General features: G+C 38.3%; 21 protein-coding genes and 1 pseudogene. 11 read left to right on the plus strand and 11 right to left on the minus strand.

Annotated features, from left to right (window positions below; genetic code table 11):
- Positions 1 to 111 precede the first annotated feature (111 nt).
- Positions 112 to 944, plus strand: a pseudogene (gene ygiD, locus ACIQ32_RS00300) (4,5-DOPA dioxygenase extradiol).
- 23 nt (positions 945 to 967) lie between these two features.
- On the opposite strand, the gene ACIQ32_RS00305 reads toward ygiD, so the two are convergent.
- Positions 968 to 2059, minus strand: a complete 1092-nt coding sequence (locus ACIQ32_RS00305) for a C1 family peptidase (RefSeq protein ID WP_396193638.1) — start codon at positions 2057 to 2059, stop codon at positions 968 to 970.
- A 126-nt stretch (positions 2060 to 2185) separates the two neighbouring features.
- On the opposite strand from ACIQ32_RS00305, the gene ACIQ32_RS00310 reads away from it, so the two are divergent.
- From ACIQ32_RS00310 to ACIQ32_RS00340, 7 genes are all read left to right on the plus strand, one after another.
- Positions 2186 to 3028, plus strand: coding sequence for a 1,4-dihydroxy-2-naphthoyl-CoA synthase (locus ACIQ32_RS00310; protein ID WP_396193639.1), 843 nt, complete (start codon positions 2186 to 2188; stop codon positions 3026 to 3028).
- Between the two features lie 31 nt (positions 3029 to 3059).
- Positions 3060 to 3575 carry a PH domain-containing protein gene (locus tag ACIQ32_RS00315; protein WP_396193640.1) on the plus strand — a complete coding sequence of 172 codons (516 nt, stop codon included), beginning with the start codon at positions 3060 to 3062 and terminating at the stop codon, positions 3573 to 3575.
- Entirely contained in the window at positions 3575 to 5074 is a 1500-nt protein-coding gene (locus ACIQ32_RS00320) for a PH domain-containing protein (RefSeq protein WP_396193641.1), read from the plus strand. The genes ACIQ32_RS00315 and ACIQ32_RS00320 overlap by 1 nt, the downstream gene beginning before the upstream one ends.
- 99 nt (positions 5075 to 5173) lie before the next feature.
- Positions 5174 to 6097, plus strand: a complete 924-nt coding sequence (gene menA / locus ACIQ32_RS00325) for a 1,4-dihydroxy-2-naphthoate octaprenyltransferase (protein ID WP_396193642.1) — start codon at positions 5174 to 5176, stop codon at positions 6095 to 6097.
- Positions 6098 to 6111: 14 nt separating this feature from the next.
- The gene (locus tag ACIQ32_RS00330; RefSeq protein ID WP_396193643.1) at positions 6112 to 6789 is read left to right on the plus strand and encodes a metal-dependent hydrolase; all 678 of its coding nucleotides are present in this window, start codon (positions 6112 to 6114) and stop codon (positions 6787 to 6789) included.
- Between the two features lie 73 nt (positions 6790 to 6862).
- On the plus strand, positions 6863 to 8062 hold the full coding sequence (locus tag ACIQ32_RS00335) for a hypothetical protein (protein ID WP_396193644.1): 1200 nt from the start codon (positions 6863 to 6865) through the stop codon (positions 8060 to 8062).
- 3 nt (positions 8063 to 8065) lie between these two features.
- The gene (locus ACIQ32_RS00340; protein WP_396193645.1) at positions 8066 to 9109 is read left to right on the plus strand and encodes an o-succinylbenzoate synthase; all 1044 of its coding nucleotides are present in this window, start codon (positions 8066 to 8068) and stop codon (positions 9107 to 9109) included.
- 108 nt (positions 9110 to 9217) lie between these two features.
- Here the strand turns inward: ACIQ32_RS00340 and creD are convergent, their stop codons facing one another.
- From creD to ACIQ32_RS00365, 5 genes are read right to left on the minus strand one after another with little or no spacing between them, the layout of a single operon-like run.
- Positions 9218 to 10573 carry a cell envelope integrity protein CreD gene (gene creD / locus ACIQ32_RS00345; protein ID WP_396193646.1) on the minus strand — a complete coding sequence of 452 codons (1356 nt, stop codon included), beginning with the start codon at positions 10571 to 10573 and terminating at the stop codon, positions 9218 to 9220.
- Positions 10574 to 10586: 13 nt separating this feature from the next.
- Positions 10587 to 10904, minus strand: coding sequence for a hypothetical protein (locus ACIQ32_RS00350; protein ID WP_396193648.1), 318 nt, complete (start codon positions 10902 to 10904; stop codon positions 10587 to 10589).
- 2 nt (positions 10905 to 10906) lie between these two features.
- Positions 10907 to 11362 carry a hypothetical protein gene (locus ACIQ32_RS00355; RefSeq protein WP_396193649.1) on the minus strand — a complete coding sequence of 152 codons (456 nt, stop codon included), beginning with the start codon at positions 11360 to 11362 and terminating at the stop codon, positions 10907 to 10909.
- A gap of 54 nt (positions 11363 to 11416) precedes the next feature.
- Positions 11417 to 11713 (minus strand): winged helix-turn-helix domain-containing protein, encoded by a 297-nt coding sequence (locus ACIQ32_RS00360; RefSeq protein ID WP_396193650.1) that lies wholly within the window; start codon positions 11711 to 11713, stop codon positions 11417 to 11419.
- 2 nt (positions 11714 to 11715) lie between these two features.
- Positions 11716 to 12324: a hypothetical protein gene (locus ACIQ32_RS00365; protein WP_396193651.1), complete on the minus strand. Its 609-nt coding sequence runs from the start codon at positions 12322 to 12324 to the stop codon at positions 11716 to 11718.
- 86 nt (positions 12325 to 12410) lie between these two features.
- Between ACIQ32_RS00365 and ACIQ32_RS00370 the strand changes: the two genes are divergently transcribed.
- Both ACIQ32_RS00370 and ACIQ32_RS00375 read left to right on the plus strand, forming a co-directional pair.
- Positions 12411 to 13784: a M28 family peptidase gene (locus ACIQ32_RS00370; RefSeq protein ID WP_396193652.1), complete on the plus strand. Its 1374-nt coding sequence runs from the start codon at positions 12411 to 12413 to the stop codon at positions 13782 to 13784.
- Positions 13785 to 14135 carry a DUF1801 domain-containing protein gene (locus tag ACIQ32_RS00375; RefSeq protein ID WP_396193653.1) on the plus strand — a complete coding sequence of 117 codons (351 nt, stop codon included), beginning with the start codon at positions 13785 to 13787 and terminating at the stop codon, positions 14133 to 14135. It abuts the gene before it with no gap.
- A 36-nt stretch (positions 14136 to 14171) separates the two neighbouring features.
- On the opposite strand, the gene ACIQ32_RS00380 is transcribed toward ACIQ32_RS00375, so the two are convergent.
- From ACIQ32_RS00380 to ACIQ32_RS00400, 5 genes are all read right to left on the minus strand, one after another.
- A complete protein-coding gene (locus ACIQ32_RS00380; RefSeq protein ID WP_396193654.1) occupies positions 14172 to 21257 on the minus strand; it encodes a gliding motility-associated C-terminal domain-containing protein in 7086 nt (2361 codons plus the stop codon).
- A 32-nt stretch (positions 21258 to 21289) separates the two neighbouring features.
- Entirely contained in the window at positions 21290 to 22135 is an 846-nt protein-coding gene (locus ACIQ32_RS00385) for a hypothetical protein (protein WP_396193655.1), read from the minus strand.
- Positions 22136 to 22155: 20 nt separating this feature from the next.
- Positions 22156 to 22974 (minus strand): 3-deoxy-8-phosphooctulonate synthase, encoded by an 819-nt coding sequence (gene kdsA, locus ACIQ32_RS00390; protein WP_396193656.1) that lies wholly within the window; start codon positions 22972 to 22974, stop codon positions 22156 to 22158.
- Positions 22975 to 23042: 68 nt separating this feature from the next.
- Entirely contained in the window at positions 23043 to 23501 is a 459-nt protein-coding gene (locus tag ACIQ32_RS00395; protein ID WP_396193657.1) for a 2-dehydro-3-deoxyphosphooctonate aldolase, read from the minus strand.
- A 40-nt stretch (positions 23502 to 23541) separates the two neighbouring features.
- Positions 23542 to 24033, minus strand: coding sequence for a DUF4199 domain-containing protein (locus tag ACIQ32_RS00400; RefSeq protein WP_396193658.1), 492 nt, complete (start codon positions 24031 to 24033; stop codon positions 23542 to 23544).
- Between the two features lie 96 nt (positions 24034 to 24129).
- Between ACIQ32_RS00400 and ACIQ32_RS00405 the strand changes: the two genes are divergently transcribed.
- On the plus strand, positions 24130 to 24628 hold a 499-nt coding region (locus ACIQ32_RS00405), incomplete at its 3' end, for a YeeE/YedE family protein (RefSeq protein WP_396193659.1).

Below are 24628 nucleotides of genomic sequence, written 5' to 3' on the forward strand. Positions count from 1 at the left end.
ATTTTTTTGTAATTCGGATATTGACAGGATTATTGTTATACATTTGTATATACAAATATTAATAAGATGAATCGAAATAATTTCATCAAACTAGCAATAGGAGGCACTACAATGATGGCATTAAACCCTTTATATGATTGGTCTAAGGACTTGAAAGAAACCGGAGTAAAATTACCGGCTTTGTTTATTGGTCACGGTTCGCCTATGAATGGTATAGAAGATAATGTCTTTTCAAGAACTTGGGCTAAGTTTGGCGCCGAAATTCCCAGACCTAAAGCTGTGCTGGTGGTTTCTGCTCATTGGTTAACCAAAGGGACGACATAACGGCGATGGAAAAACCGAAAACCATACATGACTTTGGTGGATTTCCTAAGGAGCTTTTTGAGGTACAATATCCCGCAAAAGGAAGTCCGGAATTGGCTTTAGAAACCTCAAAATTAATTACTTCTACTGCTGTTGGTTTGGACCACGATTGGGGATTAGATCACGGTACATGGACTGTGGTAAGGCATATGTATCCGAAAGCAGATATTCCCGTGTTGCAATTGAGTATTGATTATAGTCAACCTTCTCAATACCATTATAATCTTGCCAAAGAATTGGCTTCTTTAAGAAAAAAAGGAGTATTAATTATTGGCAGTGGCAATATGGTTCATAATCTGCGAATGGTGGCTTGGGATAAACTGAATGAGCCGGATTTTGGTTATGATTGGGCTCTTGATATCAATCGGGTTTTTAAAGATAAAATAGTTTCAGGGGATGTCAAATCTTTAATTGACTACCAACAATTAGGCAATGCCGCTAAGTTAGCAATTCCCACTCCGGATCATTATTATCCGTTATTGTACATTTTAGGCTTACAACAAAAAAATGATGCCGTTGACTTTTTTAATGATAAAGCGGTTGGCGGCTCTTTGACGATGACATCAGTCAAAATTGGTTAAAATGCAAGGGTAACCAACTGTTTTTAAAAACCAAAGGTTTTTTTTGTTTTGGTAATTAAAGCTTCTGTGTGTAGCATAACCGATATGGCTTTTAAGCGCAGATAGGGCACACTCATGAACATATAGCCATCTTTACCCGATTCTTTACCCCAAGAATTTTTGACCTTATAATAAATATTCCCTTTTTGATCTCTGGCTTTGCCCACTATATGCATCAAGTGATCGTCTGTAGTGTTATAGTTTTCAAATTCAGCTTGGCGAAATTCAGCAGTGATTACTTTTTCCGGTTTTATTTCTGTTACAATAGCAGCGGTGTCCGCTTCATTTTGCGGTACAACTGCAATACCTGTTTTGCTTGAAAAAGTAGATTCGCTTACATCACAATCTAGTGCTACAGTATAGCCTTTATCTAATGCATTATCAATGTTTTGAACAAATTCATCTAAAGTGATATTGTGGAAATAACCATTAGAAAAATTATCCGGTATATTCAAAATAAATTTAGTGTGATAAGGAACATGGGTAAAAGAAGTTAAGGTAATGTAATCGTTGAGGTTGATTTTGTATTCTTGTAGCAACCTCTCTTTGTTCATAGGTTTAATGTCCTCAATCTTACCCATATGTTTGTCTAAAATACTGTTGTAATCTGCTTTCCAATTCGGGTATTTCTTAGGGGTTATTTCAACCACTTTTTTTAGGATGTCTTCCAATTCAGCCAGCATCAATGAATGGTCGTAAGGCGCATTCGGATCTGCTTTTCCGGAATACTCTTTTTGTTTGGTGACGCCATATTTTTCCACACTGTTGATTACATCATGATTCAGTCCGCCTTCACCAAATTGAGCTTTCCCTTGGCGCATCACATAGTTTTCGGCTTTATCCATGTAAATATTTCTAACAGTATACATTTCCGACAAATCAACAGAAGCACCTGTTTTTCGAATAATCTCAGCTTCTAGAAAGGAGGTTGAGGAGAAACTCCAACAAGTACCTGTTTTTTGCTGAGCAGTTACCGGAGTAGTTTCAATATCTTTAATTATTTGAAAATCATACTTTTGAGAAAAAGTATTTAAAGTCGTAAATAATACTAAAAAAGAGATAAAAGTTTTATTCATAAGAATATGTTTAGTGATGAGGTTAAACCCAAAAAATGATTTATTTTTACGCTAAAATAATAGTTTTCGTTGGCTAACCGTTATTTTTAACCAAAATATAAGAATTTTAAAAAAGATAGTTTTGTTATGAGTACAATCCAATGGGTTACTGCTAAAGAGTATGAAGATATCACTTATAAAAAATGCGACGGTGTAGCTCGTATAGCTTTTAATCGTCCCAATGTGCGCAATGCCTTCCGCCCGAAAACCACTAGTGAACTCTACAATGCCTTTTATGATGCTATGGAAGACACTTCTATCGGAGTGGTTTTACTTTCTGCAGAAGGGCCAAGTACTAAGGATGGAATTTGGTCATTTTGCAGCGGTGGCGATCAAAAAGCGCGCGGTCATCAAGGCTATGTTGGCGAAGACGGTTACCACAGATTGAACATTTTAGAAGTACAACGCCTCATTCGTTTTATGCCAAAAGTTGTGATTGCTGTTGTTCCCGGTTGGGCTGTTGGCGGTGGTCACAGTTTGCATGTGGTTTGCGATTTGACCTTAGCCAGCAAAGAACAAGCAATTTTTAAACAAACCGATGCCGATGTAACTAGTTTTGACGGTGGATACGGTTCGGCCTACTTGGCCAAAATGGTCGGGCAAAAGAAAGCCCGAGAGATTTTCTTTTTAGGACGTAATTATACTGCACAAGAAGCCTTTGAAATGGGTATGGTGAATGCCGTGATTCCACACAATGAGCTGGAAGCTACCGCTTACCAATGGGCTCAGGAAATATTAGAAAAATCACCAACTTCTATCAAAATGCTGAAATTCGCCATGAATTTAACCGATGATGGTATGGTAGGTCAGCAGGTATTTGCCGGAGAAGCTACGCGTTTGGCTTATATGACAGACGAAGCGATTGAAGGAAGAAATGCCTTTTTGGAAAAGAGAAAGCCTAACTTCGGGAAGAATAAATGGATTCCGTAAACAGTGTTCAAAATCAAAATCACTTAAGTGTATGACAGACTTTACCAACGAAAAAATCGATACGTCACTATTGCCCAGATATGAAGCTGTACCATTAACTCCTTTGCATCCGAATTATTGGAAAGAGTTATTGGTAGCCAGAGGATTGTTGATTTTAGCATCGACTATTGCTGTGGTTTTGGTTTTAGTTTTTGTAGAAGATTTAATTGATTATCGATGGTTTGTCGTTGGTGGTTTTGGATTTTTAATCGTTTTAATGCTTCTGATTACCCGAATTGTTTACCTGAAAAAAGCCTACGCTTTCAGAAACCATGACCTTATTTTCAGAAGTGGTATTATAGCTACCAATACCATGGTAATTCCATACAACAGAGTGCAGCATGTAGCGCTTCACGAAGGTTGGATAGCGCGCTTTTTCGGTTTGGCTAAAATTGAAATCTTTACCGCCGGTGGTGTGTCAAGTGATTTAGAAATCCCGGGCATAGCCAAAGAAGAAGCCGAAAACATCAAGCAATTGTTAATGGGCAAAATTCAAAAGCAATTGTAATGGAAGCACATTTTAATCAGCCGCAACGCCAATCTGCTGTCGGAGTTTTGGTTATTTTTTTAGAGATGATTTTTGTCTTGTTGAAAAATATTTGGCCGATTATAGTGATTACTTTATTGCGAGCTGAAAATCAATCAGTTTTGGTTTTAGTGTTGATTGCCTTGGGAATATTGGTTTATTTCGGAGTCTACTCTTTTTTAAAATATCGAAATTTCACTTTTTATATTGATGCCGATAACGATGAGTTTGTCATCAACGATGGCATTATCAATAAAACCAAAACAACCATACAGTTGCATAAAATTCAGCAGGTAAATATCAAACAGAATTTTATACAACGTTTGATCGGTGTGTACGCCTTAGATGTTGATTCCGCCGGAAGTGATCAAAAAGAAGGTAATATCAAAGCGGTATCCCATACTTTGGCCTTGGCGTTAAAGTCGAAGTTGTTAGAAAACGAAGGCAATACAGTTCTTGCTGAAACTGAAAACCAAAATTTGCCATCAACCGAAATACCGGCGCCTTTTTTGAAAATCAATTTGGTGAGTTTACTCAAAATCGGATTCACCTCGAATTATGTGAAAAGCATAGGTTTGATTTTGACTTTTTTCTTTACCATATATGAAAATCTACACCAAGCCGGTGCAGAAGATTTGGTTGACACCGATCGCATCAAAGGCTTAGTAAATGGCTATTCTTTGCTCTATTCGATTTTGATTTTTGTGTTGACCATGTTTACCATCGTTTTTGTTATTAATGTTGTTCGCACACTGATCAAGTTTTTTGATTACACCGTTGCCAAGCAAAAAGGGTCTTTACTGTTGTCTTATGGTTTAATTAACACGCAAAGTACCATCCTAAAACCCGAAAAAGTTCAAATCGTTAAAGTTTCTGAGAATTATTTGCAACGGAAATTAAATGTACTCGAAATCAAAATCCGTCAAGCCATCAGTAATGAAAAAAAAGACAGCAAGTCACTTATTGAAATTCCGGGTTGTAACGCCATAGAAAGGGATGAAATTCTAAAGTTGTTATTTGCTGCATTGCCTCAAAAAGGTGAGACAATGTTGCCTAATTTTCGCCGACTCATTTTTTCAGTATTCCTCATAATAATGCTACCTTTAACCGCTTATTATGTTGTTGGGGAATTTATTTTACCGGAAGTTTTAGATTACCGGAATGTGGCACTGATTTATGTTATGTTGATGGCAGTACTCCTGTTTTTTGGGTTTAGGAACTATAAGTTGTTTGTGGGAGACAAACACATTATCAAGCAAAGCGGTGCTTGGGATGTTGATCAGGAAATTATTCAAATTGAAAAGATTCAAGCCATCACAACTTCGCAGTTATTTTGGCACAAAAGTCTTAATATAGGTTCGTTAACCATGCATACCGCCGGAGGAAATATTACATTCCATTTGGGACAATTCGACAAAATAAACGAATATGTAAATCTTTGGCTGTATGAAATAGAAACATCCGACCGCAATTGGATGTAGCAACAAAATGAGATAGTAGATTTGAAATGCCAAATGGCAACATTAAGATAGTTTCATCTCTAATATCTAAAATTTAATATCTAATATTAAAACAGAACTATGAAACATTGGGTTGAAGCCGCAAGAGTCAGAACTTTACCTTTATCGGTATCAGGAATCATCGTTGGGAGTTTTTATGCTATGTCGCAAGGCATGTTCAATTGGAATATTGTAGTGTTCGCCTTGCTTACTACTTTAGGGTTGCAAATATTATCCAATTTTGCCAACGATTACGGCGATGGCGTTAAAGGAACGGATAATCAAGACCGAGTAGGGCCAATGCGCGCCATTCAAAGCGGTGTCATTTCTCCTGCAGCCATGAAAAAGGCAATGGTACTGACAGCCGGGATAACTTTGTTGTTTGCGGTGTTGTTGATTTACTTTGCCTTTAAAGACCATTATTTGCTTTATTCTTTAGTATTCTTTGTCTTGGGAATATTGGCTATTGCTTCGGCCATTCGCTATACGGTAGGAAAAGGCGCTTACGGTTACCGAGGTTTCGGCGATTTGTTTGTGTTTGTTTTCTTTGGTTTGGTGAGTACTTTCGGGGTGTATTTTATGTTTTCTAAGAATATTGATTGGTTGTTGTTACTTCCGGCTACAGCCATAGGTTTTTTAAGCGTAGGAGTATTAAACCTAAACAACATGCGCGATGAGGAAAGCGACCGAAAATCAGGAAAGAATACTTTAGTGGTAAAAATGGGAGGCGCTACGGCTAAGAAATACCATTACTTTTTAGTGATTTCGGCTATGGTTTTGGTTTTGGTTTTCGCGTTTTTAAACCACTTCCATTTCGATCAATACATCTTTGTAGTGGCTTATTTTCCTATGATTGGTCACTTGATTACAGTCTACAAAAATCAAAATCCCAAATTATTAGATCCCGAATTGAAGAAACTGGCCATCAGTACTTTTTTATTAGCAGTATTATTGGCTTTGTGTTTAATTTTCTTTATTTCGGATATGGTAGTAAATTATGTTTAATTAATGAGATAGTTATGAAAATTACTTTTTACGGTCATTCTTGTATCGGAATTGAAGTTGGTGGAAAACATTTGTTGGTTGATCCGTTTATTTCGCAAAATGAAAAAGCGTCTCACATAGATATTAACACCATTAAAGCCGATTATATATTAATTACACACGCTCATTTTGACCATATTTTAGATGTTGAAGTTATTGCAAAGCAAAACAACTCAGTAATCATCTCTAATTGGGAAATAGCCACTTATTTCGGCAATAAAGGGTTGCAATACCATCCTATGAATTTTGGTGGCAGTTGGAGCTTTGATTTTGGCAAAGTGAAATATGTGGCAGCGGTACATTCCAGCTCGTTTCCCGATGGCACTTATGGCGGAAATCCGGGTGGATTTGTAATCGAAGGCGAACACAAAAACATTTACATTTCTGGCGATACGGCTTTGACTATGGACATGAAGTTAATCCCGATGAGAACCCAATTGGATTTGGCCATTTTCCCCATCGGAAATTGTTTTACCATGGATGTCGAGGATGCCATTATTGCAGCCGATTTTGTGGATTGCGACAAGATTTTAGGTTGTCATTACGATACTTTCGGGTATATTGTAATCAATCATGATGAAGCCAAAAAGAAATTTTTCGACGCCGGAAAAGATTTGATGCTATTGGAAATAGGCGAAAGTATCCAACTGTAATCAAAACCAGTATACTTAAACGAGAGTGTCATTTTTTGGCACTCTTCTTGTTTAAAAAACGAAAAAAAATACCATGAGATTTTCAATTATTGCCTTGAGTTTGTCGTACACCGGTTTTGCTTTCGCCCAAAGCAACGAAGGGTATTGGGACAATATTCGCACCACTAACGAAACCATAATTTTAGAAGCCGGAAAGCGCAAAGCAATTAAATCAACAGATTTGCCGGCCGGAACTACTGAAGTGGTTTATCGCATTTCACTGTTAGACGACAATCAAAAAATCAGTTCCAGTTTGGTTTCGGTATTAAAAGCCATTCCGGATCCGAGTGGTATTAGCCAAGGCACAGCGGGAGCGGTTTTTTTATTATCAACCATTTCAGGTGATGACAAATGCCAATTTTATGTTTTTACTGACGAAAGCGATGCCTTGCTGTTTGAAAAATCGGGAACCGTCAAAAATGCTTGTGTATCTCAAGATGAACCGGTAAATAAAGCAGCCAAACTCTTGTCAGAAAAATCAAGCTGTATGGCAACTCAGCCAAAAGAATTATGGTTTGGATTTGAAAGCGATAATTGGGTTATGAAGCAAAAAATTGTATTAGAAGTCGTCCCGTGGGTGAATAACAATTTAAAAAGTGGTTGGTCAGCAGAAGCCAAAAAAGAACTTTTAAAAACCATTCCGATAGCTGAAATGGCTTCAAAAGTAGCGAATAAAGACTTGTTATTTGGGACTTTTCTGGAGACTTTCACTAAAAAATATACTTATGCTGAGTACCAAAAGTTATTGATCGCAGAGAAAACCAAAGCCACAGCAACGTTAGCTGAAGAGAGTTTGGTGAAGTCGGGTCAGCTTAACAGTTATCTCGAAAACCTTCGAAATCAAGCAAAGCAACTTCTTTTCAGTAATAAAACTTCGGAAGCCATTGTGGCTATCCAACAAGAAATCATAGATAAAAAAAGAGCTGCGGCAACTGATTACGGATTGTTGGGCCATTTGTTTTTGTCATCTAAGCAGTTTGTCAAAGCCGAAGAAGCTTACCTAAAAGCCGTTGAAATGAATAAAACAGAATTGAACGTCCAAATGCAATTGGCGCATGTTTACATGTTTACCAATCGGATGGCCAAGGCGAAAGACATTCATAAAAAATTCCAAAGTAACTATATGTCGGACGGGAAAAGTTGGGCCGAACAAACCAAAGTCGATTTCCAACAATTCGAAAAGAACGGATTCGAAACGTCAAATTTTAAAAAGATTTTACGCCTTTTTTACTAAAAGATGAAAGCAACTTACCACCAATACGTCCTTCATTTCAAACAACCTTCAGGAACATCCCGTGGTGTTTTAACGGATAAAGAAACCTGGTTTTTGGCCATCGAGGATAACGGTAAAAAGGGTATAGGCGAGTGCGGCATTTTGCGTGGATTATCAGCAGATGACCGACCGGATTATGAAGAAAAACTGCAATGGGTTTGCGAAAATATCCATCTCGGTGTTGCAAAATTATGGGAAGCGTTGATGGAATTTCCCTCGATTCAGTTTGGTGTAGAGATGGCTTTTTTGTCGTTGCAAAGTCAAAATCCATTTGTTTTATTTCCATCAAAATTTACTTCCGGGAAAGAATCGATCTCGATTAACGGACTCGTTTGGATGGGCGATGAAGCGTTTATGAAACGTCAAATTGAAGAGAAAATAGAGCAAGGTTTTCGTTGCATCAAACTAAAAATCGGTGCCATAGATTTTGAAAAAGAGATGGCATTATTGCACTTTATTCGCCAAAATTTCGATGCCCAAACCATAGAGATTCGGGTAGATGCTAACGGTGCTTTTTCTGAAAATGAAGCTTTAGATAAAATTAACCAAATTACTGGTTTTCAAATCCATAGTATAGAACAACCTATACAAAAGAATAAGACTGACACGATGTCAGTTCTCTGTAAAAACACCCATTTACCCATTGCTTTAGATGAAGAACTAATAGGTGTCTTTTCTTTGGCAGCTAAAGAAGCTTTACTGCAAAAAGTGCGGCCGCAATACCTCATTTTGAAGCCGAGTTTTATTGGTGGATTTCGAGGAACTTCGGAATGGATTGCCTTGGCTGAAAAATACCAAATTGGTTGGTGGATAACTTCGGCTTTGGAAAGTAACATCGGTTTGAATGCGATTGCCCAATTTACTTTTTTACAAAACAATCCAATGCCGCAAGGTTTAGGAACGGGAAGTTTGTATACTAATAATTTTGAATGTCCGCTACAAGTTTCTCAAGGCCAACTTTGGTATCGAAATGAGTTCGAATGGTCATTCGATTTTGCCCGACTTTAATCTCTTTAAATAAAAAAAAATACTCGATGAATCCCTGTGTAATTAAAAAAGTTTCACGGAGATTCACCGAGTAAAAATGAAATTCACTAAGTTTTAACCAATGATTTTTTATTTTCCCCAATCAATTTTTCGGGAGAAATACATCACGCTTCCAAGGATTAAAAATAAACCAATGCTTCCAACCAACAGCGCGTAATCTTCCAATTGAATGATTACATAAATGAAGCTGTACAAAACCGTAAGCGCAGCCGCAATAAACAGCGGGAATTTTCTGTTTTTTAATATCGATATCGAGTAGAGTGTAATCATGGTTATAACAGCAGTTCCGGCTATGGCGTAGGCTAAACTGAAGCTACTGTGTTCCGTAATGGAAATGAGCAAAGTGTAAAACATAATGAGCGCAATGCCAATCATAGAATATTGGAAAATATGGATGTTGATTTTGCTGACGGATTGTATTATAAAGAAAATCAGAAAGGTCAAACCAATCACCAAAAAGCCATATTTAGACACGCGTTCGTTTTGTTGGTATTCGTCAACAGTATCAATTAGAGTCACACCAAAAGCATAATCTTCTAAATTAGGCAAAGAAGCAGCGTATTGTTGGCTGAACGTTCGGTTGATGTCTAATACTTTCCAATCAGCATGAAAGCCCTTTTCGTTGATAACTTTAGTGTTGTCGTTTGCTGCAAAAGAGCCTTCAAAGCTTGGCGATTCCCAATCGGAATCCATAGCGATAGTCGTTGTTTTTCCAATCGGGATAAAATTGATACTGTTGCTGCCGTTGTACTGGATATCGAATTGAAATTGAATAGGTTTTCCCGCAGCTAAATCGGAATAATTGAAATTGTTGGTCGCTAAAAGGCTGTATTGGCTTTTGTCATCGGGTTGAGGTTCGAATAATAGTTTTTCTTGGTTGAGTTTGATAGACAATTCGCTTTTGATGCTTTTTAGGTTAGTCGTTCTCACCAAAACAGCCGCTTTATCCCATTGGACATTGGCTTCCGGAATGTTGAGTTTGGCAAAGTTGGGTGCTGTAAAATTCCCCTTGAATTTCATATCCGCCCTAAACACTATCGGATTGAAAATGCCACGTTTTAGGGATTCGTTTTTCTTTACATTGGAACTATTGTTCAGTTCGTTCGGAAAGAAGTAAGCGTATTGGGTGAAGGCTCTTTTTTGTATCGTAGTAGCGCCTGTTTTAGTATCAGTTACGTTATAGTTTTCATACGTTTGATAGGGAATTCGGAGTATCGGACCGTAAAAAGTAACATCGCTTCCCCAAAGTGTGGCAATTTCTTGGTCGACTTCGTATTTTCTTTGAGAGCGTTCCTGAATTAAATCTTGCACAAACAGTAAAGGGATGAGTAAAAAGAGCGTTAGCATTCCCACCATAATCATTTTGGCGGTATTGGATTGTAAAAATGATTTGGGTTCGTTGGTTTGCATTTCTTGATTTTCCATGAGATTGTTTTTTTTAAAAGTGTTTGTAATTGAAGATAATGTTGAGGTATAAAAAGGCTATCGGTAGGTTGGCCAACATGATGAGCATTTTAATGGCAATTTGTTCTCGGTTTTGCCAATGCAGTAGGCATTCGATTGTCAAACTGATGAACGCAATACTATTGACTAGCAAGGCGCACAGTACATACCAAAATCCGATATAAATCAAGTTCGGATTGGGATTAAGCATAAAAGCGAGGAATAGCAAAGTCCCTACACCAAAGGAACCTAAGGCCAAGTAGGTGGTAAACTTGCTGTCGTTTTTTGCATTGTTTTCTAAAGTAGTTTCCATAATTATTGAATGTTAAAGGTGTTTTGGATTTTTTTCAGTGGTTGTAGTAACATTTTTTCAAAGGGTAAATCGTAGAAATGATGCGCCGATTTTCCACGCTTATAAAATGTAATGAAGGTTTTCCAGTGCAAAGGGTAGAAGAGCGTTCCGATAGCAATAACGGCAAACTGATAAGTGCTTCTTTTACCATTGCCCAGCAAATAATATTGCATTCCGATTTCTTCGGTTACCGAAACACCGGTATTGGTTAGTACGTGAAAAACATCGTGATCTTCCAATTTGGGTTGTATTTCAAAATTGTATTTTAACAAGAAGCAACCCATGTGAAAACCTAAACTTTCGGGTGGAAATTGTATTAAATCTTTGGAAGTTATTGCCCAAGGTTTATTTTGTTTAAAGAATTTTTGATAGGGCTTTTTGCTCCATTCGTACATTTTTTCGATGATTAAATCTCTCATAATTTTTAATTAAAAGTACTTTGAAATTCAAAGTAAATGGGTAAAAAAATAGGGTTAACTTTTTTGTATTAATTTTTCAAGTGCTTCAATGTGTTCTTGGAAAGCTTTCTTTCCGGCAGCTGTAGCAATATAGCGTGTATTGGGTTTCTTGCCGATAAATTGTTTTTCAATCATAATATAATTTTCGTTTTCCAACGCTTTGGTGTGACTGGCCAAATTCCCGTCGGTAACGCCCAACAATTCTTTGAGCATATTAAAATCGGCGCTTTCGTTCACCATCAATACCGACATAATCCCCAAACGAATTCGGTGATCAAAGGCTTTATTGATATTTTGAATGAGGTTTTTCAATGTTAATTTCTATCGTACTTATAATACATCACAGCACCGTAAATAATATGGCAAATGCCGAATCCCAAAATCCACACATACAAGCCGTAACCTGAATATTGTACGGCAATCAAACCCAAAATAATCTCGGTGATGCCTAAGTAACGAACATCGCGTAAAGTGTATTTACTGGCATTTACACACGCTAATCCGTAAAAAATCAGCGTGATAGGCGCTATGAGTCCGTATATCCCTTGTCTCAATAAAAGTAAGGACAAAATACCGCCGGTAAACAACGGAATGCAAAAATTAATTAACAGTCTTTTCGACGATGGATTCCAAACTTTTTCGCCCACTTTCTTGGCTTTTTTTACCGTTAGTAAGTAAGCTGTAATTAGCGATAAAGCCAAAACTATAGTCGCTACCGCTATGATTTGTTTGAAAGTAGTGCTTTCTAAAGTAATGAATTCACCCTGGTGATGGTCAATCAAAAAATCAACTACTACGGCACCACATAAAGCATACAATCCCGCCAGTATTCCAGATAATCCGCTCAAGGAGATAAACTGAGTCGATTGAGCCATCATCTGCTTGATGTCTTGTATGTCTTTCAAATAATCTTTTGCTTCCATATTAAAGTACTTTGAAAAACAAAGTAAATGAAATATTTTTCTGTGACCAAATGTTTTTTCAATTATTTTTGAGAAAAATTAATCGCATGAAAAAACTGCTTTTCGGTTGCTTATCTCTACTGGGTTTTTTGGGTTACTCACAAACTAACGATGAGCAAATGTTGCAATCAATTTACAAAACCGCTTTAACTGATTCTCGATGTTATTCGTGGTTGGATGATTTGTCTAATAAAGTAGGCCAACGTTTATCGGGTTCTGAAGGTGCCGAAAAAGGGGTGATTTATACCAAACAGCAACTCGAAACGCTGGGATTGGATCGGGTATTTCTGCAAGAAGTTATGGTGCCCAAATGGGTGAGAGGCGAAAAAGAATCGGCTTTTATCATCGACCATAAAAATAAAATCAGCGTTCCCATTTGTGCGTTAGGCGGTTCAATTGCCACACCAAAATCGGGAATCACTGCTGAAGTTATTGAAGTCCACAGTTTAAAAGAATTAGAAATTTTAGGGGAAGCCAAAATCAAAGGCAAAATTGTATTCTACAATCGTCCGATGGAACCCGAAAATATAGATGCATTTGTGTCTTACGGAAGATGTGGCGATCAAAGAAGATCCGGTGCATTCGAAGCGGCCAAGTATGGCGCGGTTGGTACCATAGTGCGTTCGCTGAATTTAAGATTAGACGATTTCCCACATACCGGTGCCACCAGCTACGGCGATTTACCAAAGTCACAATACATTCCCACTGCAGCCATCAGTACCAATGGAGCTGAATTATTAAGCAAAAAATTGAAAGAAAACCCGAAACTGACATTTTACTTCAAACAATCGTGTCAACAAATGGAGGATGTGCTTTCTTATAATGTCATTGGTGAAATTAAAGGTTCGGTTCATCCGGAGAAAATTATGGTAGTAAGCGGTCATTTGGATTCTTGGGATTTAGCCGATGGTTCTCACGATGACGGAGCCGGTTGTGTACAAAGTATGGCTGTTTTGGAACTCTTTAAAAAACTCCGATACCAACCCAAAAATACCATCAGAGTGGTTTTGTACATGAATGAAGAAAATGGCGGAAGAGGAGGACAACAATATGAGGCCGAATCCAAGCGCAACCACGAGAATCACATTTTTGCCATGGAAAGCGATGCCGGCGGATTTACTCCAAGAGGTTTCTCCTTGGAATGTGATGACAACAATTTTAGTAAAGTCAGAAGTTGGGCATCCTTATTTGAACCTTATTTGATTCATTTGTTTTTCAAAGGACATACCGGTTCTGATATTCATCCGTTGACTTCTGAAAAAATAGTAAAAGCCGGTTTACGTCCCGATTCCCAGCGTTATTTTGATTACCATCATGCCGCTAATGATACTTTTGATGCTATCAACAAAAGAGAATTAGAATTAGGTGCTGCTACTATGGCTTCTTTGCTGTATTTGTTTGACCAATACGGCATAGATTAAGTGAAACCAACTGATCGTTATCTTTTAAATCAGCCACAGCATTACAGGGATATTTTGCTTTGTATAGTTGATGTGGTGCAACATACTTTACCTGAAGCTACTTTAGAGTACAAATGGGGTATTCCTTATTTTTATTACAAGAAGAAGCCGTTTTGTTATTTAAATGCGAGTCACAAGAAGCAATTCGTAGATGTTGGTTTTGCCAAAGGATTTCAATTGCAAAATTACAGCAATCATTTAGTAGCTGATAACGGAAGAAATACCATCAAGTCATTGCGTTATACAGCATTAGAAAGTATCGATATTGATGTTTTGCGAGCCGTAATTCAAGAAGCCGAAAAGTTATACTAAAAAAAGTCCCGACTATACATCGGGACTTTTTATTGACTAGTTTTCTTTTACTTTATAAATCCAACCGGTTTTGGTTTCGCTGTCGTTGTTGAATTCGATTACATAGTAATACGTGCCATCCGGCAGTTCATCGCCATTATCTGATTGGCCTTTCCATTCGTCTTTGTATTGGTTTTTACTGTAAACTTTCATACCGTAACGGTTGAATATTGTCAAGTTTTTTACATCTAACAAACGCAAATCAAAGAATTCGTTCTTGCCGTCATTGTTTACAGAAATCCCTTTTTGAATGCCACAGAAGATTCTATCCAAAGTGATGGGTTCATTTCGCCAACAACCATCCGGTGTAGTAACCGTTAATGAGAAAGTAATTGGTAAAGTTTGTACGGAAGATAAAGTCAGTATATACTCGGTTACATTGAATGTAGTGGCGTTTGAGCCAACTAATTGTTGGTTACTGTTGTACCAAGCATAACTGGCATTGTCCACATTGAATGTATCGTTAACTGCTGTTACTTCAAGGATAAAGTTATTGTCAACACAGCTTCCGTTAATTTCAAAATCGAATCCACTTTGTACGGTTACCGAGAGCGAACCGTTGGTAGCACATTGTCCTGCATTAGGCGCAAAATTATACACACCCGAAATGGTATTGTCTATCAAAGCCGGAGTCCAAGTTCCATTGATCCCTTCTAATGAAGCTGTTGGTAGCGATGGTGCACTTTCGCCTATACACAACTGACCGATAGGGTTGAAGGTTGGGGTTACATTAGGATTCACCACTATAGTCATAGTAGCGGTAGTGGCACATTGTCCAGCATTTGGATTGAAGGTATAAGTAGTAGTTGCTGTATTATTCAAAGCCGGAGACCAAGTTCCGTTAATTCCGTTGTCGGAGGTTAATGGTATAGCATTTAAAGTGCCGCCACTACAAATAGGAGCAACTGCCGTAAAGCCAGGCAATGTTGGGATGTTGACCGTGATGGTTAAACTACCGTTAGTAGCGCACTGACCGGCATTGGGTGTAAAAATGTAAGTACCACTTTGGGTATTGTCTATGGTCGCCGGTGACCAAAGACCACTAAATCCTTCTAATGAAGTGGTTGGCAACGTCACACTGTCTCCTTGGCAAATAACAATATTGTTGAAAGTAGCAGTTATGGTTGCATTTACATTGATAGTTCCGTTTAAGGTGACTACATTACAACCACCATCAGTAGTTACCGTATAATTAAAGTTACCTGAAGCTGTTGGGATTCCACTGATAGTGAATACTCCGGTGTTAGTATCATAAACACCGTTAACTCCGGCCGGTAATCCACTCACTGTAACATTGGTGGTATAGGCAGCAGTATAAATAATATTCTGAATTGGGGTATTGATACAAACACTTTGCGTGTTGTTGGCCGTGTCTAATGTCAGAGTCACAGCAGGAGTTACAGTTACGGTACCTGATGCCGGTACTGATGTACATTCTGTAGAAGTTACACTTACCGCATCTAAAAGATTGCCTACGGTTGGGTCGCCACCTGAACTGGATACTGATACAAATCGCAAGGAATAATTATTGCCTCCACCGGTTGGTATGGTGTAATTCAAGGTGTGGAATACCCAAGTGGCATTACTATCGTTAAAATCTCCTAAAGACGTGAAAGGACCGCCCACCGGACCAATTTCAACACGGACAACATCATTGCCCCAACGGCCTTTGTGTGCGAAGGAAATTTGCAATTCAGCACCGGGATAAGTGGTAAAGTCTTGGAAAATAGTTGCAGCTGAATTTCCGTTAATTTCTATTAATTGAGTTCCTTGGTAAGCAACTGAACTTTCAAATCCTTGTGGCCAAACTTCTAAAATACCGTCAGGGGCATTGGTGTCCCAACACGGAACGTTATTTTCATTCAACATATTAGGGAAAGCTCCAGCAGTAGCGGGATTTTCAAAACTTCCGTTACAGAAAGTGGTTCCAACCGGAGTTACTGTTACAGTATAGTTACCCGCAACATTGGTGACAAAACTATCTACGTTTCCTGGATTTGTAAATCCTGCCGGAACTGTCCAAGAATAAATGTAATTACCAGGTGTTTGTGGTGTTGCTGTTATGGTAGTTGATTGATTGAAACAAATAGTTTCGCTGTTAACAGTTACTGCCGGAACATTTGGATTGGTCAAATTAACCACTTGATTAGAAGCAAATGTACAGTTAGTTGAAGCTAAATTGAAGCCGGCATAAGTTCCTGCATCCAATCCGATGATGATAATTTGACCGTTATTGTCTGATGTCAAATTCAATGGGCCAATAGGAGTAGTGTCATCAGTGTAAGTTACAACATAGGATTGATTCGGGTTAACACCATTAATCACAATAGTACCACTAGTACCATTACAAGTTAATGGATTGGTACTCGAAATCAAAACGGTGGATTGTCCATTTAGAATAATCGTTTCAGTAGAATTTATAGCACATCCATTGAAAGCAAAAGTAAATCCGTTATAAGTCCCTATACTTAAACCGTTAATGGTATACTGACCCAAATTATCGGTAGTAATTGAGCTTGGTCCTGCAACAACAGTGTTATAAGTATATGTAAAATCGTAAGTAGTATTTGGCGCTAAGGCACTTATGGTTATTGTTCCGTCAGTTGCATTACAATTTGTCGGATTAGTTGAAGCATAACTAGGATTCGCCTGTAGCGTATAAGTAGCAATAAAATTTGCACCATTATTATTGATTAAAATAGTATCATCGCACTGCGAAGTTGAATTGACATCTCCGGTAACATCATAGAAGACTTCAATCACATAATCTCCCGGAGGAAAAGTGGTTAAATCTACAGGTGATTGGCTATCGTTTAAAACCCTTTGCCATTTTTGGTCTCCCGGACTACAAGGCCCACCGCTTGGGAATGAGCCGGAGACACAGTCGTTGAAGAATGGTAAATCCAATACAGTAAAGGCTCCGGGAGTGCCTGATACCGGGTAAATGCGGTAGTTCATACGAGCACTGCAAACATTTGCTGTGGCAATTTTGAATGTTTTTACCTCACCACCTCTCAACTTAAATGTGCCTGAGTTTGTTAGATAAGTTCCGAAATCAACATTAGGAAAAATGTTCTGAATCGGCCCGATAACAGAAGTTCCTGAACCAACTGTATTGAAAAAGTTACTATCCTCACAATTGGTTAGCCAAACAGCATTCGCAAAACTTCCGAAAGAGCAGTTTTGATAAACTGTGATTACCATGGTAGTACTATCGGCACATTGACCTGCATTAGGGATAAAAGTGTAAGTTGTCGTTTGTGTATTGTCGACAACTGCCGGTGACCATGTTCCGCTGATGTTGTTTAAAGAAGTTGTGGGTAATGTAGGGGCAACGTCTCCACTACAAATAGGTGCCGGCGATAAGAAAGTAGGTGTTATTATTTGGTTAACAATCACATTCTCTGTTACACTAATAGCGCATTGACCATCAGTTGGTGTAAAAGTATAGCTGTCAGATTGGGTGTTGTTTACCACTAACGGAGACCAAGTTCCTCCAATGTTGTTGTTGGAAGTATTAGGTAATATAGGTGCTGTTTCTCCGAAACAAAGTGGCGCTACCGCTGTAAATGTTGGAGTAATTATAGGATTTACAGTAACATTTATTGTAGTTGGTGAGGCACAAGTATTGGCAGCAGGATTGAAGGTGTAAGCTCCGGATTGTGTATTGTTTATGGTTGACGGCAACCAAGTTCCGTTTATATTGTTGTTAGAAATCGTAGGCAGAACTGCTACAGTATCACCGGCACAATAAGGACCAAATGTATCAAAAGCAGGGACTAAGTTTTCGTTAACAACTATAGTGACCGAATCCATAACATCCTGAGGGCAAACAGTATTACCGTCTGTGGAAGTTGCTGTAATGGTATAAGTTCCCGGAGTGGTTGGTGTAAAAGTAACATTGGATCCTGTGGTTGCACTTAATCCTGTTGTGGTTGGTGTTGAAGTCCAATTGTAATTTCCGTTACCACCGGTTGAGTTCAGTGTAGTGCTTTCCCCTAAACAAATAGTATCCTCTGAGGTTGTAACATTCACTTGCGTTTGAATTCCGGTATTGGCTGCAATAACATAGTCACAAACATCTCCACCATAACCATCTATCATGATATAATAGGTATTACCAACCACAAGACCGCTAGCCGAGATGTTAGTTGAACCCGTTGGAACTATTCCAGGACTCCAACAAGTTAAATTGTTCACAGCTCCGGAACAATTAGTGGCACTGAAAATCATGATTTGAATACCATCGTTTTCTATAGAACTGGTTACCCAAACATCGAAAGATATAGTGTTGGAAGTAGCTACAAAAGTCAAGAACGAGTTGTTTTCAATTGAACCACAAAATGTACTGTTCAACTGAGACCAAAAATCGGCTGTGTAAGTTGAAGAAGTACTACCACAATAGCCGTTTAAGTTACATATAGGTGTTGCGGTTTGACAAGTATTTCCGGCAGGTTGGTTATTAATACAGGTTGGTGGAGGCACCGGAGTTCCTATGCAAACATTAAATGTGGTTGTTTGTCCCGGTGTTGAAGTATACGAGTATATTCTGATGTAATAGGTTTGTCCAACGGTTAAATTGTTAGCGGTACTATTATTGGGGTCACTACAGTATAATTGTGTCAAAGTTCCACAATTTCCGCTATACAATACATGGTATAAATCTGTTGTACTTCCGACAATATTTAGCAAAGAAATCAAATGTTGTGTACTTGTTGCTGTAAATTGGAACCAAACATCATCGTCATCTGTTCCGCCACAAGAATTCGCTTGTGAAGAGGCAGTTGCTCCCAATAAACTGCCAGGAGTGACTAAAGTACAAGTTGTAGTGGTATTAACAGTAACATTTACGGCATTTATACATTCATCATTGGCAATTAAAGTAGTAAATGTTATTTTATTCGACCATAAACTGATATCAGTTGGGTTGCAAATGGCGCGAACATAAACATCATAAGAGGTAGCCGAAGTTAATCCTGAAAGAGCATAAGGGTTATTAGTTGTTATTACTCCGGTTGCAGAGGCCAAAGGTGCAGGTGAACCGGCAGGTAAAATCAAGACTTCCCAAGTAGTTGCAGTTCCAACTTCTGTCCAATTAACGGTAGCACTGTTTTGCCCGTTATTGGTTATGTTTACTGCTGTTGGTTTAGGACAAGTTGGTGGTGGATCACAGGTAATAGTAGCGTCCCAACCGGCTAAAGTAAGACTAGTGTCTGATGTAAATACAAAGGTCAAACATCCGTTAACCGCACTTGAAGTGAATGACGGAGGAATTGCTCCACCGGTAAAGTTACCTAACAAAGTTGCACTGGCGCTATTCCCATCGTATATTTTTAGAAAATCATAATTATTTTCAAGGTTAAAAGCATTAAAGACGACAGTCACTTGATCTCCGGGGGTATCCGGACAAATTACAGTAGTAACATTGGCGTTATTATTATAAGCTCCTGTTGCACCTCCAGTATCATAAAAGTGGTTACCGGCACAATAATTAGCAGCAGTTGTAAACAAGAAAGGACCTGCCCAAGCACTAAAAGTTCCGTTGCCACAATCGGCTCTCACATAATATTGATAATTGGTTCCTGAAGCTAATCCTGTTGCCGGAAAGTTAGTGTTGGAATTTGTTTGAATACCCGAACCCGTTGGTATTGCAGAACCAGCCGTTTGAACGGCTACTTCCCAAGAAGTAGCACCTCCCGGATTTGCCCAACTTAAATTAGCCGAGGTTTGATTGATTCCTGAGGCGCTAAGTGTTGATGGTGGAGGACAGTTTACCGTTTGTAACGTTAAAGTGTAACCGGTAGTTTGTGGAGATGCCCAAGTTGAAATAACAATATAATAAGTGGTTCCTGCCGTTACTGTTACATCAAAGTTTCTTACAGCTGTTCCTGAATTAGCGGCACCGGCAATACAGCTAACCCCAATATTGGCACAACTGTTGTATACAAAAATTCCGGAATAAGTGGCAGTTGGAGTCATGGTTACATTGACCACACCATTAGTGGTTGCAGTGAATGAATACACTACATCATTTCCGTTAAGGTAATTGTTTGTTACCCCACAAGAGGTACCGGGAAGTCCTTCAATACTCGGATTATCACCGAAATTGGAAGTGTTATTTGTGGTACTGTAAGGTAAAGCAGGAATTACAATAGGGGAACTACAACTCAAACCCGGGGAAGAGGTTGAAAACGAAAACGGTCCAACCCATTGGCTACTGGCACCGTTAGCACACAAAGCTCTTACATAATATTTGTAATTAGTGGTTGGAGTTAATGGTGTTCCGGTTGCAGTTGCGGTTGTAACATAAGGTAAAGTTCCGTTATAAACCACCCCTGTTCCGGTTGGAGCATCAGCAAACGGCAATACTTCAATTTCCCATGAAGTGGCGCCACTTGGATTTCCCCAGCTTAAATTAGCAGATGTTTGTGTAATACCACCCGCCGCTAAAGTCGTTGGATCTAAACATTGCTCTAATATCGTTACGTTGTCTATCAACCAGCGGTCTCCGTCTATAACACCTAATGGTTGGGTGTATACTTTTACAAAAGAAACATATACTTGTTGTCCGGCATAAGCCGCAAGACTGACTACTTTTTCCTCATAAATATTGTACGTTGCCGTTAAATCAACCTCAGTCCATTGTTGTACCAAAGTATAAGCTGCAGGATTGGTTTGTGAAGCTGAGGCAGGCGCTACTTTAATTTGAAAAAGCGTTCCTTGGTTTCCAAAGGTAAAACTTCTGGTATAAAAACGAAGTTGTCCGTTGGTAGGAATGGTCACCAATGGAGTAGCCAAATAATCTTCAGAAGTATTATTTTGCCCGATAAACTCACGGCTTACAAAAGCCGCATTGGCCCCTTGATAAACAATAGGAGGTGTTGCTACTGTAGAGTTGATTCCCCAGCGCTGAGCAGTACCGACACCATTGTCAAAAACTGCCCAGTTACCTGTACCTAAAGTCCAGTTGGTGGAAGGCAGTGCACTCGGACCTGCTGTTGATTCAAATCCTTCTAAAGCCATTTGTGAGTAGCCACAAATTGACATTAGAGCAGTCAATACTAAAATTGTAATTTTTTTCATAATGGTTGGTATTTGGTCGAGGGTAATAGATTTTAGACTTTAAAAATGCCGCCTATAGTAACAATCCGTTGCAAAAAGAAAAAATGTTGAGAAGCTCTATCGATTGGATTATGTGTAACCCTGATATCATTCATATCAATATAGCCGCCTTTAAATTCTGTTTGAAGGAAAAAATGTTTGAAAAAAGTAAAGTTTAATCCAATTTTAGCCGAAAGTCCGTATCCTGAAATATGAAATTCATCATAACGTTGTCTTCCCATTACTGTTGCATTGGTCTTTGGATATAAAAATCCGGCACCAATACCTTCGGTTAAATTGATTTGAAAAATATCTGTATTGTTGAGTTTGAAGATTTTTGAAATATCATCAACTCTGCAGATTTCTGTGTTGATGTAGTTTAAACCGTCGGTGTGTTCAAAAGTTAAGAAGTCTTCGGTCAGCACTATAGGGTCATTGTTATAAGTTCCATCAAATTGACCACCCTCATTAATATTGCCACTGATTGTAGCCACTTGATTTTGATTCATAACATACTTCATATGATCTATACCAATTGAAATGTTATAATTATCGGAAATAAAGTATCCGATTCTCAGGTTGGTTTGCGGGATAGTCATTCTGGCGGGGTTGAAGTAGTCTACATGCCAGCCTTTCGGTTTGTCATTGGCTGTAATATCGTGCAAAGTAAAATTGTAATTTTCTCCTCTGAAATGAATATCTGATTTCGAATAGCTTTCTCGATTTCCTCCCCAAAATATATACATTTTTCCTTTGTTGTGGGCAGTATATTTACTTGGATTTGCTTGTTGGTCTTGGGCTGAAATGGTTTGCGTTAAGGCACAGTATGTCAATAATGAAAATAAAAATAAATTTTTCAAGGCTTGAATTGATTAAAAAATTAAAACGTATTGATGGTTTTACGAATGGCAACTAAGCGAGTCATTAGTGATTCAAAATAATCCAAATGAAGCATGTTGGCACCGTCACTTTTAGCGTTGGCCGGGTCAAAATGGGTTTCAATAAAAATACCGTCAACACCAACAGCAATTCCTGCTTTGGCTATCGTTTCAATCATGTCCGGTCTACCTCCGGTAACTCCGGCAGTTTGGTTGGGTTGCTGCAATGAATGGGTAACATCAAGTACGGTAGTTGCATATTGTTGCATCGTCGGAATTCCTCTGAAGTCTACAATCATATCTTGGTAGCCAAACATGGTTCCTCTGTCGGTTACCATTATATTTTGGTTGTTACAATCGAGTACTTTTTGCACCGCGTGTTTCATGCTTTCCGGACTCATGAATTGCCCTTTTTTTAAGTTGACTGTTCTTCCGGTATTAGCAGCGGCAACGACCAAGTCGGTTTGGCGAACCAAAAAAGCAGGAATTTGCAAAACGTCAACATATTGAGCCGCTTTATCCGCATCTTCATTGGTATGAATGTCAGTAACTGTAGGAATATGAAATGTTTCGGAAACTTTTCGAAGTATTTTTAGCGCTTTTTCATCACCAATCCCCGAGAAGCTGTCAATTCTGGAGCGATTGGCTTTTTTAAAAGAACCTTTAAAAACGTATGGGATGGCTAATTTATCAGTAATCGCCACTAATTTTTCGGCAATTTGCAATGCCATTTCTTCGCCTTCTATAGCACATGGTCCGGCAAGAACAAAGAAATTCCCACTATCAGTATTCTTGATTTGTGGAATGGAATTAATATTCATAAATTTTGGATTTTAAAAACCGCTAAGTTATGAATAATTTGCTTATTTAGGGCAGATAATCTCTTAACTTATTTTTTGATACTCAGCCCTAATGGGACTAATAAATAGCCTCGTTCATAAATGTTTAAGTACAACTTTACAGGATTTTTTTGTCCTTCCCATTGCAATTCATAAATGTCTAAAAATCCGGCACCCATTTCACTTTTTTTGGTTGGAAACGGACAGCAACTTTCTATTTTAGTAAAAGTTATTTTTTCTCCGTTTGGACCTGCCAAGGCATTTAAGAATCGCTCGGCATTTAGGTTTTCGTCTTTGGTGTTTTTATAGAAAACATTAATCGGGTAATCCGGATCAAAACCGTATTTTTTATCTTTACTGTATTCGGTCAGTACAAAAGTATTGTTTTTGGTCAGCGTTGGGATAGGCGCATTGTCGTCAACATTTTTTAAAGTAGATTTGGTACTGATGCATGATGAGAGCAGCAATGTCAGGACAATTAAAGAAGAAATTTTATGCAATCGTTTCATGGTAAAAATGTTTTTTTAAGCGTTTGCAATAACCGTGCAATTATTTTTTATTTCTTAAAAATAATGAAGCAATAGCTCCGGAAACGGTTCCCATAGACAAAGCACTAAAAGCTCCTTGAATCATAAAACTTTTTAAATTAAAATAACTCTCGGCGTCTTTCAAAGTAATGTGTCTGGTTAACAACGGACTATTGGTTTTGTATTCAATTATGGTTTCAAAAAAATGAGGAGTAATGCTTTTGTAAATTACCAATTGTGCAATCGGCATCAATAGCGCTATGAAAAAAGACAAAATAACACCACTTACAAATCCTTGTGTCCACGTCATTTGATTGTTGAAAAAATATTTCTTTTTTTCTGCCAAAGCCAAGAAGTAAAACAACAAGGCCGGAATTCCGAAAAGATTGGTGTAAAGGGCATATTTATCAATGTGTTGGTCGTGCAAACCCATGAATTTTTCACCAATTGCCCAAGCCAATACCAACAAAATAAATCTCAATGTCCATTTTATTTCTATGCTGTAATTTTTCATGTCAACCTTTTAATTTGAATTCAAAAGTACTTCATTTCGATAAAATTTCATCTTTCCGCCATTTATATTTCTATTTTTGTGAAAAAATGAGCAAATATGGAATTAATCAGTCAAACTTGGCATTGGGCCATCTCCGGTTTTTTGATTGGAATGATCATGCTAACCTTGAATTATTTCGGTAAAGTTTTTGGAATGTCGTCCAACCTAAGGTCGTTGTGTTCCATGACCGGAATCGGAAAGAAAGTCCCTTTTTTTGATTGGGATTGGAAATCACAACGCTGGAATTTAGCCGTAGTGGCCGGAGCCATGTTGGGTGGTTTTGTAGCCGTACACTTTTTAAGTGATGCTTCGAATGTTGATTTGAATCCGAAAACGGTAGCGCAATTAGCGGCAATGGGTATTGAAGCCCCAAACGGTAAACTATTACCGGATTCGATTTTCGGAATCGATGCCTTGCAATCCCCCAAAATGATTGTCATTTTAATAGTGGGTGGGATACTCATTGGTTTTGGTTCCCGTTATGCCGGTGGCTGTACTTCGGGTCATGCTATATCGGGTTTGAGTAACTTACAATTACCTTCTTTAAAAGCGGTCA

The organism is Flavobacterium sp. (genome assembly GCF_044373165.1).
Classification (GTDB): domain Bacteria; phylum Bacteroidota; class Bacteroidia; order Flavobacteriales; family Flavobacteriaceae; genus Flavobacterium.

Excerpts from the sequence above, each read along its gene's own strand:
- ACIQ32_RS00305 (WP_396193638.1), bottom strand. The coding sequence starts at position 2,059 with ATGAATAAAACTTTTATCTCTTTTTTAGTATTATTTACGACTTTAAAT.
- ACIQ32_RS00310 (WP_396193639.1), top strand. The coding sequence starts at position 2,186 with ATGAGTACAATCCAATGGGTTACTGCTAAAGAGTATGAAGATATCACT.
- ACIQ32_RS00315 (WP_396193640.1), top strand. The coding sequence starts at position 3,060 with ATGACAGACTTTACCAACGAAAAAATCGATACGTCACTATTGCCCAGA.
- ACIQ32_RS00320 (WP_396193641.1), top strand. The coding sequence starts at position 3,575 with ATGGAAGCACATTTTAATCAGCCGCAACGCCAATCTGCTGTCGGAGTT.
- menA (WP_396193642.1), top strand. The coding sequence starts at position 5,174 with ATGAAACATTGGGTTGAAGCCGCAAGAGTCAGAACTTTACCTTTATCG.
- ACIQ32_RS00330 (WP_396193643.1), top strand. The coding sequence starts at position 6,112 with ATGAAAATTACTTTTTACGGTCATTCTTGTATCGGAATTGAAGTTGGT.
- ACIQ32_RS00335 (WP_396193644.1), top strand. The coding sequence starts at position 6,863 with ATGAGATTTTCAATTATTGCCTTGAGTTTGTCGTACACCGGTTTTGCT.
- ACIQ32_RS00340 (WP_396193645.1), top strand. The coding sequence starts at position 8,066 with ATGAAAGCAACTTACCACCAATACGTCCTTCATTTCAAACAACCTTCA.
- creD (WP_396193646.1), bottom strand. The coding sequence starts at position 10,573 with ATGGAAAATCAAGAAATGCAAACCAACGAACCCAAATCATTTTTACAA.
- ACIQ32_RS00350 (WP_396193648.1), bottom strand. The coding sequence starts at position 10,904 with ATGGAAACTACTTTAGAAAACAATGCAAAAAACGACAGCAAGTTTACC.
- ACIQ32_RS00355 (WP_396193649.1), bottom strand. The coding sequence starts at position 11,362 with ATGAGAGATTTAATCATCGAAAAAATGTACGAATGGAGCAAAAAGCCC.
- ACIQ32_RS00365 (WP_396193651.1), bottom strand. The coding sequence starts at position 12,324 with ATGGAAGCAAAAGATTATTTGAAAGACATACAAGACATCAAGCAGATG.
- ACIQ32_RS00370 (WP_396193652.1), top strand. The coding sequence starts at position 12,411 with ATGAAAAAACTGCTTTTCGGTTGCTTATCTCTACTGGGTTTTTTGGGT.
- ACIQ32_RS00380 (WP_396193654.1), bottom strand. The coding sequence starts at position 21,257 with ATGAAAAAAATTACAATTTTAGTATTGACTGCTCTAATGTCAATTTGT.
- kdsA (WP_396193656.1), bottom strand. The coding sequence starts at position 22,974 with ATGAATATTAATTCCATTCCACAAATCAAGAATACTGATAGTGGGAAT.
- ACIQ32_RS00395 (WP_396193657.1), bottom strand. The coding sequence starts at position 23,501 with ATGAAACGATTGCATAAAATTTCTTCTTTAATTGTCCTGACATTGCTG.
- ACIQ32_RS00400 (WP_396193658.1), bottom strand. The coding sequence starts at position 24,033 with ATGAAAAATTACAGCATAGAAATAAAATGGACATTGAGATTTATTTTG.